Origin of the sequence: Nocardia sp. NBC_01377, assembly GCF_045040005.1 — a bacterium.
GTDB classification, from domain to species: Bacteria; Actinomycetota; Actinomycetes; order Mycobacteriales; family Mycobacteriaceae; genus Nocardia; species Nocardia noduli.
Window position 1 is genome coordinate 7222642 of the sequence record NZ_CP109566.1, and the last position, 15364, is coordinate 7238005.

Sequence of the window (15364 nt, forward strand, 5' to 3'; positions counted from 1 at the left end):
ACGCCCGCGCCATGAGTTCGCGATTCCCCGCGCCCGAGTTCGTGGGCCATGGTTTCCACGAAACGTGTTCTGCCCGGTGCGGATGACGCTGGACCGGTGCGGATCCGGGCCGCTCACACCGATTCGGCCCGGCGACAGACTCACCGCACGCCGATAATGGCGGTATGGGTCGAACTCGCCGACAACAGCCCACTGTGAGCGGGCGGCCGGGTTTCGCACGCGGCTGGGGAATGTTCTGGATCGGGTGGTCGATCCTGCTCGTCGGCGGCGCCGCGTGCACCTATGTCCTGCTACTTCCGTTCGGTATGGCGAGTGACGGCTGTCATCAGGGCTCGACCGGCTATCTCTGTCACGGCGGCGATCCCCTGTTCGCGATACTCCCCGCAGTCGGTTTCGCTGCGGCACTGGGCTGCTCGCTGCTCAGCGCCGGACTGCTCGCGATCGTGCGTCCCTTCGGTCGTCGGCTCGCCCCGAGCTGGGGACTCGTCGTCGGCACGGCGGCGTGGTTGCTGGTCCCCCTCGCCGTGTGGGAGCTGGCGGAGATCGGATATCACGGCCCGTAGTGTGCGGAAGTCTCGAACAACGACCACAGCGTGGTGACGGTTCGCCGCAGCGCACCGTCACCACGCTCGTGTGGCGTTCGGGTGATTCAGCCCTTGCACTTCTTCGAGCCGGTGACCTCGCAGACATGGCGGACGCCGTTGTAGTCGGAATCCTGCGCGGGGACCACGCCCCAGGCCCGCTCGTCGGTGATCCGGCATTCGTCCGAACAGATGCCGTCGGCCTGAAAAGCCTTGGCGTTCATACCTTCGGTGAATACCGTCCGCAGTGTATCGATGGCGGCGGTGCCGAGTTTATTGTTCGCGACGAAGACCGAGCCCGCGATGGTTTCGGATTTCCACACCGTCTTGAGTTCGCCCGGCTTCAGATCGCCTTTGTCGACCATGGTCTTGTCGACCATGGTGTCGAAGGCGAAACCCGCGTCGCAGGATCCGCTCTTGACCGCGAGTGCCGACGCGTCGTGGCCGCCCGCGTAGATGGGGGTCATGGCGGCGGAGATATCGGCTTCGCTGCCCGAGGCGATGACGCCCTTCTCGATGAGTCCCGCTGTGGGGTAGAGGAATCCGGAGGTCGAGCCCGGATCGACGAAGCAGACCTTCTTGCCCTTGTAGTCGGCGAGTCCGTTGACGGCGGCGTTGTCGGCGCGCGCGATGCCGTAGGACTGGTAGCCGGGCGGGGTGCCCTCGTTCTTGACGACCGCGCCGAGCGGGGTCATCTTCGCGCCGTTGATACCCGCGACGACGTAGGCGAACGGGCCGAAGAAGGCCAGGTCGACATTGCCCGCGATGAGTCCTTCGACCACGCCCGCGTAGTCGGAGGCCTGCACGAATTCGACCTTCGCACCGGTCTCGCGCTCCAGGCGCTCGATGACCGGGCCGTAACTCGACTTCAGGTCGGTCGAGTTCTCGGCCGGAATGGCGGCGAGGGTGAGGGTTTCGGGGAAGCCCTGCGCGGTGGTCGCGCCGGTGTCCGAACCGGAACATCCGGCGGCGACGAGGGCCGTGGCACAGAGGAGGGCGGCGGCCGCGCCGACCCGCCGATTGACATTGATCATTGTTTCGCTGTCCGTTCGATCGAGTAGTGGAGTGGATTCGCGGTTCAGGGGAGAAGCAGGGCGGGCAGATCGGCGACGCTGTCGATGACGTGGGTCGCGCCCGCCTCGCGCAGCGCGGGCGCGCGGTGGGCGCCGGTGAGCACGCCCGCGCGCAGCGAAGCGCCCGCGCGCAGGCCCGAGAGCATGTCGCTGGCCGTGTCACCGACGACGGCGACGGCGGCGACATCGCTGACCTCGCTGCGCAACGCGGCGGTGAGCACGAGATCGGGATGCGGGCGACCACGTCCCGCCGCACCCGGCGCGAGCCAGGCGTCGGCGAGGCCATGCCACCCGAGCGATTCGATGACGCGCTGCTGGGTCGCCGGCGAGAAACCAGTCGTCAGTACGACTTTGAGCCCGGCGCCGCGCAGTCGCGTGACGGTGTCGACCGCGCCGGGCACGGGTGCGACCCCGCCGTCGATGAGCGCGCCGTAGGCCGCCTCGAATGCGCGATTCGCCTGCTGCGCGCGGTCTTCGGACTCGAACAGGGCGCGGAAGACCTCGATCTTCGACTGCCCCATCGTGTCGAGGACGTATCGCCGGGCTTCGTCGCGTTCCGTCCCGGTCTCGGCCAGGCCGACGGTGGTCGCCGCCGTGTCGAAGGCGGCGATGACGAGTCCGTCGTCGGTGACGGTCGTCCCGGCCATATCCATGACGACGAGTTCGACGGCGGTGTGCGAGGCGGTGCTGTTCGGCATGGCCCGAACGATGCCGTTTGGTATAGACCAATAAGGATTGCCCCGATGAACAGGCAGTGAACGCTGGACGAGCATTTGGTCTATACCACTGGATGGTATCTTGTGGTCATGGTCGCCGACGCGGAACCACGGGTGCTCAAGCACCAGATCGTGCGCAAGAACCTCGATGCCCTGCTCGACGAGATGTCGCCCGGCGATCCGTTCCCTTCCGAGCGGGATCTGGCCGGAAAATACGACGTCGCCCGCGAGACCCTGCGCCAGGCCATCCGGGAACTACTCGTCGCGGGACGGATCGAGCGGCGCGGCCGGGCCACCGTGGTGGCGGAACCCAAAGTCGTGCTGCCACTGGCGATCGGCTCCTATACCGAGGCCGCCCGCGAGAAGGGCATGACCGCCACCCGCATCCTGGTCGGTTGGACACTCGACGCGGCCGACGACGAGCTCGCGACCCTGCTGCACATCGAAACCGGCTCGCCGATAGTGCAATTGGAACGTGTGTTCACCACCGATGGCGTGCGCGTCGGTCTCGAACGGACACGCATACCCGGCTACCGGGTGCCGGGGCTGGTCGAGACCTTCGATCACCGGGCCTCGCTGTACACCGAATTGGACAGGCGGGGCATACGATTCGGCCGGGTGATCGACAGTATCGAGACGGTGCTGCCCGACGCGCGGGAGGCGTCGTTGCTCGCCGTCGACGCGCGCACTCCGATGTTCTTGCTCAATCGCGTGTCCTACGACGCCGACGGCGTGCCGATCGAGCAGCGCCGCTCGCTCTACCGGGGGGACCGGATGACCTTCACGGCGGTCATGGAAGCGTGACACCGCGACTCGACTGGGTTTCCCGTCGACCACCGCGCCGCATCGAGCAAATCCCGGGTGAACATGTCCGAACAACTCGGTCGCCGACCTTGACCGCGACGGGGTGCCCCACCCACCGTCATGAGCCATGATCACCACCGCGCAATACGATCTCGTGATCGTCGGGGCGGGCATCGTCGGTCTCGCACACGCCGCGGCGGCCCTCGAGCGGGGCGCCTCGGTCGCCGTCGTCGACCGTGACGACCACGCGATCGGCGCGTCGGTCCGCAACTTCGGTCATATCTGCGCCACCGCGCAGACCGGGCGGGCGCTGACCTTCGCACTCGCGGCACGGGAGCGCTGGCTGACGCTCGGACGCCGGGCCGGATTCACGGTGCGCGAATGCGGCACCGTCGCCCTCGCACGCGGCGACGACGAACGCGCCCTGCTCGAGGAGTTCCGCGACGAACGCGGCGGTGACCAGGTGACACTGCTCGACGACGACGCGATCGCCGCCCTCCCCGTGGCCGCCGGGACCGTCACCGGCGCGGCGCTGCTACCCCTCGATCTGCGCGTCGACCCTCGCGAAGCCGTGCCCGCGCTGGCCGCCTGGCTCGCGGACAACGGCGTGCGGTTCCATCGAGGCACCCACGTCGGCCGGATCGAATCGACCGCGGACGAGGTGGTCGTGCGCACCTCACGCGCCGACCTGCGTGGACGCCGCGCCGTGCACGCCGCCGGACACGATATCGACCGGTTGTTCCCCGAACTGGCCGAGGTATGGTCGGTCCACCGATGCAGACTCCAGATGCTCGAAGTCGACGCCGGTGACCTGCGCCTGGAGCCCGCGCTGCTCACCGGTACGTCGATGCTGCGCTACGGCGGACTGTCGGCCATGCCGTCGGCCGCGCGCGTGCGCGAACGCATCGCGCGCGAATCTCCGGAACTGCTCGACGTCGTCATGAATCTCATGTCGACCCAGCGGCCCGACGGCGCACTGGTTCTCGGCGACACCCACCACTACGCCCGGACGCACCCGCCGTTCGACGACGAATACGATGCCGAACTCCTGCTGCGTGAGGGCGCGCGATTGTTCGGACGCCCACTGCGGGTGCTGCGGCGCTGGCGCGGGATCTACGCCACGTCACCGCGCACCGAATTCCTCGTCGCCGAGCCCGCGCCCGGCCTGCGGGTGGTCTCGGTGACCTCCGGCATCGGCATGACCACCGCCTTCGGACTCGCGAACACCGTGGTCGACGATCTGCTCCGATGACGTCCGACCGGGCGCGAGGGCCGCGCGTGCGCCGAGTCCGTCCGATCCGCGAAGTGCGGCGGTCGGATCGGGCGCGCATCCGTTACCATTCGCGATCAACCCTGTACTCGGATCGTCCGGCACGTTCCTGCCGGTGATGGGATGTGTATTCGTCATGGCAACGGTGACCTTCGACAAGGCGACCCGGCTCTACCCCGGTGCGACCACACCGGCCGTCGACCAGTTGGATCTGGAGATCGACGACGGTGAATTCCTCGTACTCGTCGGGCCTTCGGGATGCGGCAAGTCGACCTCGCTGCGGATGCTCGCGGGATTGGAGGAGGTCAACGGCGGACGCATTCTGATCGGCGCGAACGACGTGACCGACGCCGAACCCAAGGATCGCGATATCGCGATGGTGTTCCAGAACTACGCGCTCTACCCGCATATGACGGTCGCGGAGAATATGGGTTTCGCGCTCAAACTCGCCAAGGTCGCCAAGGCGGAGAAGCAACAGCGGGTACTGGAGGCGGCGAAACTGCTGGATCTGGAGCCGTATCTGGATCGCAAACCCAAGGCGTTGTCCGGCGGACAGCGTCAGCGGGTGGCGATGGGCCGGGCGATCGTGCGCTCACCGCAGGTGTTCCTCATGGACGAGCCGCTGTCGAATCTGGACGCCAAACTGCGCGTGCAGACCCGCACCCAGATCGCGCAGTTGCAGCGTCGCCTCGGGACGACCACCGTCTACGTCACCCACGACCAGGTCGAGGCGATGACCATGGGTGATCGCGTCGCGGTGCTCAAGGACGGGCTGTTACAGCAGTGCGCGAGCCCCCGTGACCTCTACCGCGATCCGGCCAACGCTTTCGTCGCCGGATTCATGGGTTCGCCCGCCATGAACATGTTCACCCTCGCCGTCGAGGACGGCACGGTGACACTGGGCGGATACGCGCTGCCGGTGCCCCGCTCGGTCGCCGATATCTGCGAGGGTTCGGTGGTCGCCGGTATCAGGCCGGAACATTTCGAATTCGGCGGCGCGGACGCCGAAGGCATCGAGATGGAGGTCGACGTGGTCGAGGAACTCGGCTCCGACGCCTACGTCTACGGCCGGACCGTCACTTCCGGGCAGCTCAACGGCGCGGGGGAAACCATCGTGGCGCGGGCGGATTGGCGTAACCCGCCGACGAAGGGCGCGCGGATACACCTGGCGACGACTCCCGAGCACATCTATTTCTTCTCCGCCACCGACGGCAGCCGCCTGAACTGAGGCGGATCGCCGGGGGAGGCCGCGTGCCGCCTTCCCCGGCTCCGGAGCTCACGCCCGGTCGCGAGCACTCCGCAGCGCACGCACGTAATCCTCGTTGAGGCGCACCCCCAACTTCTCCAACTCGACCTCCTTACCCGTCGAGCTGCGCACCTCCACCCGCACCGCCGCGCCGGTCGCCTCCTCCACAAGCAGCAGCGGAGCCGGACCCGGTTGCAGGTAGGCGTCGCCCCATTGCATCAGCGCGAGCAGCGCGGGTAGCAGGTCGCGGCCCATGTGGGTGAGCACGTATTCGTGCCTGGTGCGCTTGCCCTCTTCCCGATACGGCCGTTTGACGAACAGTCCGGCGTCGGTGAGTTTGCGCAGTTGCGCGGCCGCCGCGGCATCGGTGATCCCGACGCGGGACGCGAAGCCCTCGAAGCGGCGCGTGCCGTAGTAGGCCTCGCGCAGGATCAGGATCGCGGAGCGGGTGCCGATCAGATCCATCGCCTTCGCGATGGAGCACCCATCGGGTTTCCACGAACTCAAATCGGCCAACGGCCCTTCCATCACGGCTGCCATGACGCACATCATAGCGAAATCTGACTTGAGTTGAGTATATCCAGATGTTATCTTAACTATAGGGCAGTAGAGTCAGGTAAAGCGGCCGGACTCCCGCTCCGAAAGACATCCCAGGAGGGTTGAATGTCAAGCAGCAGCCTTCTGAGCCGACAGCGGCCAGGCTGTGGCCTCGTCGTAGGGGGTTCCGGTTTTGAGGCAGCCGTGCAGGATTCCCACGAGTCGGTTGGCGAGTTGACGCAGGGCGGGGTAGTGGTTGACGCCGCGGGCTCGCTGCTTGTCGTAGTAGGCGCGGGCGTCCGGGGAACGCATCATCGCGGTCTGGGCCTGGGCGGTGAGGGCGTCGATCAGGCGGTCGTTGTGCACGAACCGCGCCAGGGCGACTTTCTTCTTGCCCGACGCGCGGGTGATCGGGGAGGTGCCCGCGTAGTTCTTGCGGGCCTTGGCGCTGGCGTAGCGGGTCGGGTCGTCACCGAATTCTGCGAGCACCCGGGCGCCGAGGATTGTCCCCAGTCCCGGCTGGGACAGGATGATCTCAGCGGCCGGGTGCTGCCCAAAATGGGCATCGACCTGCTCGGCGAGGGTCTTGATCTGGGTGTTCAGCACGCCCGGGACAGCCAGCAGCGAATGAACAGAGGCGGCATAGGCTTGTGTGACGATCTCGGGTTGTCCGAGGTGATCGGCGCGCAGCGCGGCCTGGATGATCGGGGCCTTGTCGGCGATGTTCTTGCGGCGTGCTCGTTTCATCGCGGCACTGATCTGGGCGATCGTCAGCCGGGCGGCCCGGGCCGGGGTGGGTGCTTTGCCCAGCAGTTCCAGGGTGTCGGCGGCGTCGAGGTCGTCGAACGCATCCAGCGCTGCGGGGAAGTAGTCGCGCAGGGTGTGTCGCAGCCGCTGGGTGTGGCGGGTTCGTTCCCAGATCATGCTCTTGTGGGTTCGGGCCACGACTTCGACCGCCTCGGCGCGGTCGGAGTCACCGGCGACCGGGCGCAGCTCGTGGGCGTGGGTGCGGACCATGTCCGCCAGCACGTGCGCGTCGGCGGCGTCGCTTTTCGCCCTCGACACCCCGAGCCGGTCACGAAACCTCGCCGCTTGCAACGGATTCACCGCCAGCACCGTGTATCCGGCGGCGACCAAGGCACTCACCCACGGGCCGCGATCGGTCTCGATCCCGATCAGCACCTCGACCTCATCGGCATCCTCGCCTACCAGGTCGCCGATGATCGCGTGCAGCTTCGCCATCCCGGCCACGCCCTCGGGCAGCCGGGCCTTGGCCAGGCGGCGGCCCGAATTGTCCATCACCTCCACATCGTGATGCGCCTCGGCCCAGTCATCACCAACGAACAACCTCAACGATTCTCCCGTACTCGATATCGATCACCACCTCTTCGGCAGCCCGCAGGAGAACTATCAGCGACCTAATCAAGCAATGCTCACGCCGCCGAAGCGGCAGGCACGACATCCCAGCAGCGATCAACTCTCCCGACCCACCGGCAGGGGCACTGTCTTTCATCAGGACTCGATGTCCAGGAACCACGAGTGCTCACCTACCAGCCGGCTACCACCAAGGAGTTTGCCGGACGGCTTACTCCCAGAACTGATTAGGAAGCACCATGAGAGACGCGGTAATCGTCGAGGCGGTACGCACCCCGATCGGACGGGGCAAGCCGAACGGCGCGCTGCACGATGTGCACGCCGTCGACCTGCTCGCGCACAGCCTGCGCGAAGTGGTCGACCGCAGCGGCATCGATCCCGCACTCATCGATGACGTGATCGGCGGCATCGTCACCCAGGTCGGCGAACAGGGCGCCAATATGACCAGGCGCGCGGCATTGGCCGCGGGCTATCCCGAGTCGGTGCCCGCAACCACGGTCGACCGGCAGTGCGGCAGTTCCCAGCAGGCCATACACTTCGCGGCGCAGGGCGTCATCTCCGGCGCCTACGACATCGTGGTCGCGGCGGGTGTGGAGTCGATGGGCCGGATTCCCATGGGCGCGAGCATGATCGGCGGCGGCGACTTCTCCGGCGTCGGTTTCGCCGAGCGGTACCCGGAAGGGCTGGTGTCGCAGGGCATCAGCGCCGAATTGATCGCGGCCCGTTGGGGTCTGACCCGCACGCAACTCGACGAATTCGCCCTCGGCAGCCACGAGAAGGCCGCGCTCGCGACGAAGAACGGTTCCTTCGCCCGCGAACTCGCGCCGATCGCGGGCCTGGAGACCGACGAGGGCATCCGGGTCGGCAGCACCCTGGAAACGCTCGGCAAGTTACGCCCCGCCTACTACGACGAGGCCATGGCCGCCCGCTTCCCCGAAATCGGCTGGGCGATCACCGCGGCCAGCGCGAGCCAGGTGAGCGACGGTAGCGCCGCCCTGCTGATCATGACGAGCGAACGCGCCCGTGAACTCGGCCTGAAGCCGCTGGCCCGACTGCACAGCTTCGCGGTCGCGGGCGACGACCCGCTGCTGATGCTGACCGCCGTCATCCCGGCGACCAGGAAGGTGTTGCAGCGCGCCGGACTCCAGATCTCCGATATCGACCTGGTCGAGATCAACGAGGCGTTCTCCCCCGTCGTGCTGTCCTGGGCGCAGGACACCGGGGCCGACCTCTCGCGGGTCAATGTGAACGGCGGCGCGATCGCCATCGGCCACCCGCTCGGCGCGTCCGGCGCACGGCTGATGACGACACTGGTCCACGCCATGCAGGAACGCGGCGCGCGCTACGGCCTGCAAACCATGTGTGAGGCAGGCGGTCTCGCCAACGCCACCATCATCGAGCGTTTGTGAGAACCCGGTGGCACCCGTCCTCCGTGGCGGGTGCCACCGTCATATCGAGACCACGACCATCGCGACCAGCAATCCGGCCAGCCAGGATTCGACCAGCAGCGGCACCGCGACGATCGGCGCCCACCCGATCGGCCTGCGCGCCCTGATCCTGGCCACCACCCGCTCGACGGCCACCACCGCCGAGAACACGATGCCCGCCCACGCGACGACATAGGCCAGCGGTAGATAGCGTGCGCCGCCGCCGCTCTCGCGCTCGACCACCTCGTACACCGAGACGGCAACCAGCACGAGTCCCCCGACGACGAACACGAGTACCGAAGCCGCTGCCACCCTGGCGATATCGCTCAGTCCACCCCGACGATCCGACCGCATTACCCAAGGATGACAAGCCGGGGCGCTCCGGCACCACCGATCCGGATATTCCGGCCGACGTAGGCTGACCACGATGAGCGATACCGAACCCGTCGTGTACGCGATGCCGATGCGCACCCGATTCCGTGGCATCACCGTCCGGGAGGGGATGCTGATCCCCGGCCCGCTCGGCTGGGGCGAGTTCTGCCCCTTCCCCGAATACGACGACCGCGAGGCGGCGGGCTGGCTGGCGACAGCGCTCGAGCAGTCGGGAACCGGCTGGCCGGAACCGGTCCGGGAGCGGATCGCGATCAACTGCACGGTGCCCGCCGTCGACGCGGCGCGGGCCCACGCGATCGTCACGAATTCCGGCTGCCGCACCGCCAAGGTGAAGATCGCCGACCATCCGGATTCCCTGTCGGAGGATCTGGCCAGGGTGGAAGCGGTCCGCGACGCGCTCGGCCCCGGTGGCGCGGTGCGTGTCGACGCCAACGCGGTCTGGGATGTCGCGACGGCGATCGCGCACATCACCCGGATCGACCGGGCGGCGGGCGGCCTGGAATATGTCGAGCAGCCGTGCCGGACCATCGAGGAATTGGCCGAGGTGCGCCGCAAGGTCGACGTGCGTATCGCCGCCGACGAATCGATCCGCCGCGCGGAGGATCCGTTGCGGGTCGCGGTGGCGGGCGCGGCCGATATCGCGGTGCTCAAATGCACTCCGCTCGGCGGGGTGCGGCGCGCGCTGCGGGTCGCCGAGGCGGCGGGCCTGCCCTGCGTGGTCTCCTCGGCGTTGGAGACCAGCGTCGGGCTCGGTGCCCAATTGGCGCTGGCCGGCACGCTGCCCGAACTCGACTACGCGTGCGGGCTCGGCACGACCTCGCTGTTCGAGGGGGATCTCGTCACCGAATCGCTGCGACCGGTCGACGGATTCCTGACCGTGCCGAGGACACCCGCGGTGCCCGATCCCGAACTGCTGCTGCGGTTCCGGCACCCCGATCCGGAACGGGTCGTGTGGTGGCGCGACAGACTCGAGCGGGTCAGCGCGCTGCTCGGTACCACCTGATCCGATCCGCGACACCGTTCACCTCGGTCGGGATCGGTCGCCGTCACCACGATTCGAACAAGCGGGTGTATCGCGTCGCGGTCGAACGGTCGGCCCTGACAGTCAGCCGAAACGGACTCCGCAGCCGAGCAGCGCGGTACGCAGCACGAGCGCGGCCTCCGGACCGATCACACCGTCGACCAACTCCACGTAGCGCGTACAGAATTCGGGACCGTGCGATGCGAGGGCAACAGCGGCGGGTTCCAGGTGATGCGCGAGTTCGTGCAGCACGACCAGTTCACGCAACGCCCACGCGGTCCCGCCGGTGTGCAGGGGCACCGCCAGGACCGCGCCGGCAGCCTCGTAATGGGCGGCGGCCGCTCCGGCACGCGACCGCACCCGAATGGGAAACGAGGCTCTATCCCATTGCGCCCGTATCCAATTGAGCGCGAGCACCTTGTCAGCATAGACCTGAACCGATTCCACCGACGCGAAACGGCGCTCGATCGGAAGCGTGATCCCGGAGCCGTGGATCTCCACGGTGCGACTGCCCGATTCGTCGGCACGGTCGAACATTGCGCGCACCAACCGCTCGGCGTCGTAGACCTTGGCGCGCTGGGTGTCTCGCACGCTCACCGACCGCGTCCGGCGGGCCGACGCGAACGGGGAACCGGTGCGATCACCCCTGGCCCTCGGTCAATTGCCCACGGGCGGCACCCAATTCGGGGGAGGTCCCGAGCCGCGCGGCCCGTCCCGCCCGATCCCCGGCCTGCCGCGCCGCCACCGAATGTCCGGCCGAGACCTGCGGCCCGCGCCAGGTTCCGCGCGCCTCGGAAGAGCGAGCGTAGAAATCGGTGAGTTCGAGTTCCTTGTCGCGTAACGCGAGCGCGGTCCCCGCCGCCGTCTCCGACGGCGCGACGGCCTCGGATTCGACCTCCGATCGCACCTCGGCCAACCGGCGCCCGATCCTCGCGGCGAAGGCCATCTGGAAATTCAGGCGCGCTGTCACCGGTGCGACAGGGGCCTGCACGCGCCGCTGGACCTGCCGTCCCCATTTCTTCTCCACGACGATCTTGTCCACCGTCGCGGTGCGGTACTGCCCGGATTTGATGTAGTGATCCGACGCGCGCACCATCTGCACCAGCAGACTCGTGTACAGCGCCTCGCAGGTGTCGATATCGGAATCGAAACCGAAGGCGTAGACCTGGGTCGAGGTGCGCGCGACATCGCAGCGCACATCATTGGCCGACGCTATGGCCACGAACAACTGCACGTAGGTGCGCAGTCCCTTCTTGCCCGTCGCGCCGATCGGAATCACCCGCTGGGTGGGCGTCGACCTGCGCTCACGCCCCGCCACGTGCGCGCGGGCCACCGTCAGATCGATGGAGGAACGGGTGGCCAGCCGTTGCGCCGCGGCCAGGAAAGCCTCGGCCTCGTGTTCGTTATCGGTCGATTCGGCCTTGCGCAGCAGGCCGCCGATCCGCGTGAGCATCCGGTCGGCACCCGTATTCGGCGAAGTCATCGCCCCCAGGGTAATTGTGACGGCGTAATCGTCGCGACCGCCCACAACCCCGGGCCGGGTGCGGGTATGTCTGACCACAGAAACGAAGGAGAGTCGGGCAGCCGAGATGAACACGATGTATCTTGCGTTGTGCACCGGACGGTGTGCCGCTGCTCACGTCGTAGACAATGGAGTGTGTCCTAGATGGCTTTGAAGAAGGTGTCGTCCCTACGTTCGTCGCTCGTTCCGAGGGCCGCGCTCGCGGCCGTGTCGGTGGCGCTGCTGACGGCGACGTTCACCAGTTCATGCTCCAGCGACAGCGGCGGCAGCAACACCGGCCAGAACCTCACCGGGCGCGGCCCGATCACCTACGTCGAAGGTAAGGACACCACCGAGACCGGCGTGGTCAAGCAGCTCATCGAGCGCTGGAACGCCTCGCATCCCGACGAGCAGGTGACGTTCAAGGAACAGTCGAACGACGCCTCGCAGCAGTACGACGACCTCGTCGAGCACATGCGTTCCAAGCAGTCCGGCTACGACGTGGTCGCACTCGACGTGCCGTGGACCGCCGAATTCGCGGCCAAGGGCTGGATCCAGCCGCTGAAGGATTCCTTCGCGATCGACACCTCGACGCTGCTGTCGCCCCCGGTCGCCAGCGCCACCTACAACAACACCCTCTACGCCGCGCCGCGCAACACCAACGGCGGACTGCTGTTCTACCGCAAGGATCTGGTCCCGAACCCGCCGAAGACCTGGGCGGAAATGCTCGGCCAGTGCCAGATCGCGCGCGACAACAACATCGGCTGCTACGCGGGCCAGTTCGCGCCCTACGAGGGCCTGACGGTGAACACCTCCGAGGTCATCAACGCCTTCGGCGGCACCTTCGTAGGCCCCGACGGCAAGACCGCGACGGTGAACACCCCGCAGGCCAAGGCCGGTCTGAGCACGCTGGTGAACGCCTTCAAGAACGGCGACATCCCGCCGGAGGCCATCACCTTCAAGGAACCCGAATCCAGTAACGCCTTCGCGACCGGCAAGCTGATGTTCCTGCGCTCGTGGCCGTCCACCTTCGGTGACGTCGGCGCGGAATCCTCCGAGGTGAAGGACAAATTCGGGGTCGCGCCGCTGCCGGGTGAGAACGGCGTCGGCGCCTCGACCCTCGGCGGTTACAACGCCGCCATCAGCGCGTTCTCCAAGAACAAGGCCACCGCGCTCGACTTTCTGCGCTTCCTGATCAGCGAGGACGCCCAGCACATCATCGCCTCGGGCGCGCTGCCCTCGGTGCGCGCCTCCATGTACGACGATCCGGCGCTGATCGCGAAGATGCCGTACCTGCCCGCGCTCAAGGATTCCATCGCCAGCGCGGTGCCGCGCCCGGTGACGCCGTTCTATCCCGCGGTGTCGAAGGCCATCCAGGACAACGCCTATGCTGCGCTGAAGGGATCCAAGTCGGTCGACGAGGCGATCACCGGAATGCAACAGGGTATCGAGACGGCCGGATCGTAAACGGTGCGCGGAGCAGCGGACCCGACCAGCCCGTAGGAGTGAGATAACGGTGTCGGATCCTTCGGGAACGGCCACGCGCGTGCCGAACGACGAATTCCTGCCGCGTAAACGCGGATTCGGCGAGAGCATGGCGCTGGAATTACGCAAATCCGGTAGAGCCTGGCTCTTGGTGACCCCGGTACTGATCGCGCTCGTCGTCGTCATCGGCTATCCGGTGGCCAGAGCGCTGTGGATGTCCTTCCAGAAGGATCAGGGCCTCGACCCGTCCACCGGAATGTTCGTCGAAGGCGGCAACGCCGGCTTCTCGAACTACACGCACTGGCTGTTGCAGCAGTGCCAAGCCGGTGGCGAGACGGTCTCGTGCCCGACCGGCAACCTCGGCTCGCAGTTCTGGACGGCCATCGGGGTCACCCTGTTCTTCACCGTGGTCACCGTCGCGCTGGAAGCAGGCATCGGGCTGAGCATGGCCATGGTGATGGGCAAGACCTTCCGCGGGCGGGCGCTGCTGCGCGCGGCCGTGCTCATTCCCTGGGCCATTCCGACCGCCGTCACCGCGCGGCTGTGGGAATTCATGTTCCAGTACGACGGCGTGGTCAACCGGGTGTTCGGCACCCACATCCTGTGGACCTCCGACGAATGGCCGTCCCGATTCGCCGTCATCGCCGCCGATGTGTGGAAGACGACGCCGTTCATGGCGCTGCTGCTGCTCGCGGGCCTCCAGGTGATCCCCGCCGACGTCTACGAAGCCGCCAAGGTCGACGGCGCCACCGCGTGGCAGCGATTCACCCAGATCACGCTGCCGCTGCTCAAACCCGCGCTGCTGGTCGCGGTGCTGTTCCGCACCATGGACGCGCTGCGCATGTACGACCTGCCCGCGATCATGACGCTCGGCAACCCCTCCACCCGCACGGTATCGATCCTGGTCGTCGACCAGGTACGCCAAGGACCCAACAGCGCCGCCGCCCTGTCGACACTCACCTTCCTGCTCATCTTCGCGATCGCTTTCGTGCTCGTGAAAGTGCTCGGCGCCAACGCCGTGCGCACGCAGGAAGACCAGCGGGAGGCACACTGATGACAACGACGAAACCCGCGGCTCGACCGGTGCCGTTCACCAAGAAACTCGGCACCGTCCGCCTGTACCTCGGCGTGCTGATCGTGCTGGTGTGGGGCCTCGCCCCGTTCTACTGGATGGCCGTCACCGCGTTCCGCGACCCCGACTACACCTTCGACAACACGCCGTGGCCCACCCACGTCACGCTGGAGAACTTCCGCAACGCCTTCGACACCAGCCGCGGCAACGACTTCGGCAGCGCCCTGATCAACAGCCTGATCATCGGCTCCATCACCACCGCCATCGCACTGGTGATCGGCATCTTCGCCGCCTACGCGCTGGCACGACTCACCTTCAAAGGCCGCTACGTGGTCTCGGGCCTGATCCTCAGCGCCTCGATGTTCCCCGTCGTCGTCCTGGTCACCCCCCTGTTCCAGCTGTTCACCAACCTCGGCTGGATCGGGCAGTACCAGGCCATGATCATCCCGAACATCTCGTTCGTGCTGCCGATGACGGTCTACATCCTCGCCTCCTTCTTCGCCGAACTGCCCTGGGAACTCGAAGAAGCCGCCCGCATCGACGGCGCGACCAAAGCACAGGCCTTCCGCCTGGTCATGCTGCCGCTGGCCGCCCCCGCCGTCTTCACCACCGCGATCCTCGCCTTCATCGCCGCCGTCAACGAATACCTGCTGGCCAGGCTCCTCTCCAGCGGCAGCACCGAACCGGTCACCGTCGCCATCGCGCGATTCTCCGGAAACAACCCGCTGGTTCAGCCCTACGCCGCCATCATGGCCGCGGGCACCATCGTCACCATCCCGCTGGTCGTCATGGTCCTCATCTTCCAGCGCCGCATCATCTCCGGCCTGACGGCGGGCGGCGTCAAGAGCTGAGATATTGGCGGCC

16 protein-coding genes are annotated in these 15364 nt (G+C 67.2%); 9 read left to right on the forward strand and 7 right to left on the reverse strand.

Going from position 1 to position 15364, the window contains the following annotated elements; genetic code table 11:
• The first annotated feature begins 164 nt into the window (after positions 1 to 164).
• Positions 165 to 563: a hypothetical protein gene (locus tag OG225_RS33345; protein ID WP_405178796.1), complete on the forward strand. Its 399-nt coding sequence runs from the start codon at positions 165 to 167 to the stop codon at positions 561 to 563.
• Between the two features lie 86 nt (positions 564 to 649).
• Here OG225_RS33345 and OG225_RS33350 read toward each other — a convergent pair whose 3' ends face one another.
• Positions 650 to 1615, reverse strand: coding sequence for a phosphate/phosphite/phosphonate ABC transporter substrate-binding protein (locus OG225_RS33350; RefSeq protein WP_405178797.1), 966 nt, complete (start codon positions 1613 to 1615; stop codon positions 650 to 652).
• A gap of 44 nt (positions 1616 to 1659) precedes the next feature.
• Entirely contained in the window at positions 1660 to 2352 is a 693-nt protein-coding gene (locus OG225_RS33355) for a phosphonatase-like hydrolase (RefSeq protein WP_405178798.1), read from the reverse strand.
• A 108-nt stretch (positions 2353 to 2460) separates the two neighbouring features.
• On the opposite strand from OG225_RS33355, the gene OG225_RS33360 reads away from it, so the two are divergent.
• The 3 genes from OG225_RS33360 to OG225_RS33370 all read left to right on the forward strand — a co-directional run bounded on the left by OG225_RS33360 (position 2461) and on the right by OG225_RS33370 (position 5672).
• Positions 2461 to 3174 (forward strand): GntR family transcriptional regulator, encoded by a 714-nt coding sequence (locus OG225_RS33360; RefSeq protein WP_405178799.1) that lies wholly within the window; start codon positions 2461 to 2463, stop codon positions 3172 to 3174.
• A gap of 127 nt (positions 3175 to 3301) precedes the next feature.
• Positions 3302 to 4426, forward strand: coding sequence for a TIGR03364 family FAD-dependent oxidoreductase (locus OG225_RS33365; protein WP_405178800.1), 1125 nt, complete (start codon positions 3302 to 3304; stop codon positions 4424 to 4426).
• A gap of 154 nt (positions 4427 to 4580) precedes the next feature.
• Positions 4581 to 5672: an ABC transporter ATP-binding protein gene (locus OG225_RS33370; protein WP_405178801.1), complete on the forward strand. Its 1092-nt coding sequence runs from the start codon at positions 4581 to 4583 to the stop codon at positions 5670 to 5672.
• 48 nt (positions 5673 to 5720) lie between these two features.
• On the opposite strand, the gene OG225_RS33375 is transcribed toward OG225_RS33370, so the two are convergent.
• Together OG225_RS33375 and OG225_RS33380 are read right to left on the reverse strand one after the other, a co-directional pair.
• Positions 5721 to 6242 carry a winged helix-turn-helix transcriptional regulator gene (locus tag OG225_RS33375; RefSeq protein ID WP_405178802.1) on the reverse strand — a complete coding sequence of 174 codons (522 nt, stop codon included), beginning with the start codon at positions 6240 to 6242 and terminating at the stop codon, positions 5721 to 5723.
• Positions 6243 to 6356: 114 nt separating this feature from the next.
• Positions 6357 to 7574, reverse strand: coding sequence for an IS110 family transposase (locus OG225_RS33380; protein WP_405183453.1), 1218 nt, complete (start codon positions 7572 to 7574; stop codon positions 6357 to 6359).
• Positions 7575 to 7840: 266 nt separating this feature from the next.
• Between OG225_RS33380 and OG225_RS33385 the strand changes: the two genes are divergently transcribed.
• On the forward strand, positions 7841 to 9010 hold the full coding sequence (locus OG225_RS33385; protein ID WP_109523059.1) for an acetyl-CoA C-acyltransferase: 1170 nt from the start codon (positions 7841 to 7843) through the stop codon (positions 9008 to 9010).
• 39 nt (positions 9011 to 9049) lie between these two features.
• Here OG225_RS33385 and OG225_RS33390 read toward each other — a convergent pair whose 3' ends face one another.
• Positions 9050 to 9382 (reverse strand): hypothetical protein, encoded by a 333-nt coding sequence (locus tag OG225_RS33390; RefSeq protein WP_405178803.1) that lies wholly within the window; start codon positions 9380 to 9382, stop codon positions 9050 to 9052.
• A gap of 73 nt (positions 9383 to 9455) precedes the next feature.
• Between OG225_RS33390 and OG225_RS33395 the strand changes: the two genes are divergently transcribed.
• A complete protein-coding gene (locus OG225_RS33395) occupies positions 9456 to 10424 on the forward strand; it encodes an o-succinylbenzoate synthase (protein WP_405178804.1) in 969 nt (322 codons plus the stop codon).
• Positions 10425 to 10526: 102 nt separating this feature from the next.
• Here OG225_RS33395 and OG225_RS33400 read toward each other — a convergent pair whose 3' ends face one another.
• Complete coding sequence (locus OG225_RS33400) at positions 10527 to 11039, reverse strand: TIGR04338 family metallohydrolase (protein ID WP_405178805.1); 513 nt, start codon at positions 11037 to 11039, stop codon at positions 10527 to 10529.
• 43 nt (positions 11040 to 11082) lie between these two features.
• Positions 11083 to 11925, reverse strand: coding sequence for a DUF2786 domain-containing protein (locus OG225_RS33405; protein WP_405178806.1), 843 nt, complete (start codon positions 11923 to 11925; stop codon positions 11083 to 11085).
• A gap of 183 nt (positions 11926 to 12108) precedes the next feature.
• Here OG225_RS33405 and OG225_RS33410 point away from each other — a divergent pair, with 183 nt between their 5' ends.
• From OG225_RS33410 to OG225_RS33420, 3 genes are read left to right on the forward strand one after another with little or no spacing between them, the layout of a single operon-like run.
• Entirely contained in the window at positions 12109 to 13410 is a 1302-nt protein-coding gene (locus tag OG225_RS33410) for an ABC transporter substrate-binding protein (RefSeq protein WP_216918279.1), read from the forward strand.
• A 49-nt stretch (positions 13411 to 13459) separates the two neighbouring features.
• On the forward strand, positions 13460 to 14482 hold the full coding sequence (locus OG225_RS33415; protein WP_405178807.1) for a carbohydrate ABC transporter permease: 1023 nt from the start codon (positions 13460 to 13462) through the stop codon (positions 14480 to 14482).
• A complete protein-coding gene (locus OG225_RS33420) occupies positions 14482 to 15351 on the forward strand; it encodes a carbohydrate ABC transporter permease (protein ID WP_405178808.1) in 870 nt (289 codons plus the stop codon). Before OG225_RS33415 ends, OG225_RS33420 begins: the two co-directional genes overlap by 1 nt.
• Positions 15352 to 15364 lie beyond the last annotated feature (13 nt).

Coding starts and splice junctions, on each gene's coding strand:
- OG225_RS33355 (WP_405178798.1), bottom strand. CDS start 2,352: ATGCCGAACAGCACCGCCTCGCACACCGCCGTCGAACTCGTCGTCATG.
- OG225_RS33370 (WP_405178801.1), top strand. CDS start 4,581: ATGGCAACGGTGACCTTCGACAAGGCGACCCGGCTCTACCCCGGTGCG.
- OG225_RS33410 (WP_216918279.1), top strand. CDS start 12,109: ATGGCTTTGAAGAAGGTGTCGTCCCTACGTTCGTCGCTCGTTCCGAGG.
- OG225_RS33405 (WP_405178806.1), bottom strand. CDS start 11,925: ATGACTTCGCCGAATACGGGTGCCGACCGGATGCTCACGCGGATCGGC.
- OG225_RS33375 (WP_405178802.1), bottom strand. CDS start 6,242: ATGATGTGCGTCATGGCAGCCGTGATGGAAGGGCCGTTGGCCGATTTG.
- OG225_RS33395 (WP_405178804.1), top strand. CDS start 9,456: ATGAGCGATACCGAACCCGTCGTGTACGCGATGCCGATGCGCACCCGA.
- OG225_RS33360 (WP_405178799.1), top strand. CDS start 2,461: ATGGTCGCCGACGCGGAACCACGGGTGCTCAAGCACCAGATCGTGCGC.
- OG225_RS33350 (WP_405178797.1), bottom strand. CDS start 1,615: ATGATCAATGTCAATCGGCGGGTCGGCGCGGCCGCCGCCCTCCTCTGT.
- OG225_RS33365 (WP_405178800.1), top strand. CDS start 3,302: ATGATCACCACCGCGCAATACGATCTCGTGATCGTCGGGGCGGGCATC.
- OG225_RS33420 (WP_405178808.1), top strand. CDS start 14,482: ATGACAACGACGAAACCCGCGGCTCGACCGGTGCCGTTCACCAAGAAA.
- OG225_RS33385 (WP_109523059.1), top strand. CDS start 7,841: ATGAGAGACGCGGTAATCGTCGAGGCGGTACGCACCCCGATCGGACGG.
- OG225_RS33390 (WP_405178803.1), bottom strand. CDS start 9,382: ATGCGGTCGGATCGTCGGGGTGGACTGAGCGATATCGCCAGGGTGGCA.
- OG225_RS33345 (WP_405178796.1), top strand. CDS start 165: ATGGGTCGAACTCGCCGACAACAGCCCACTGTGAGCGGGCGGCCGGGT.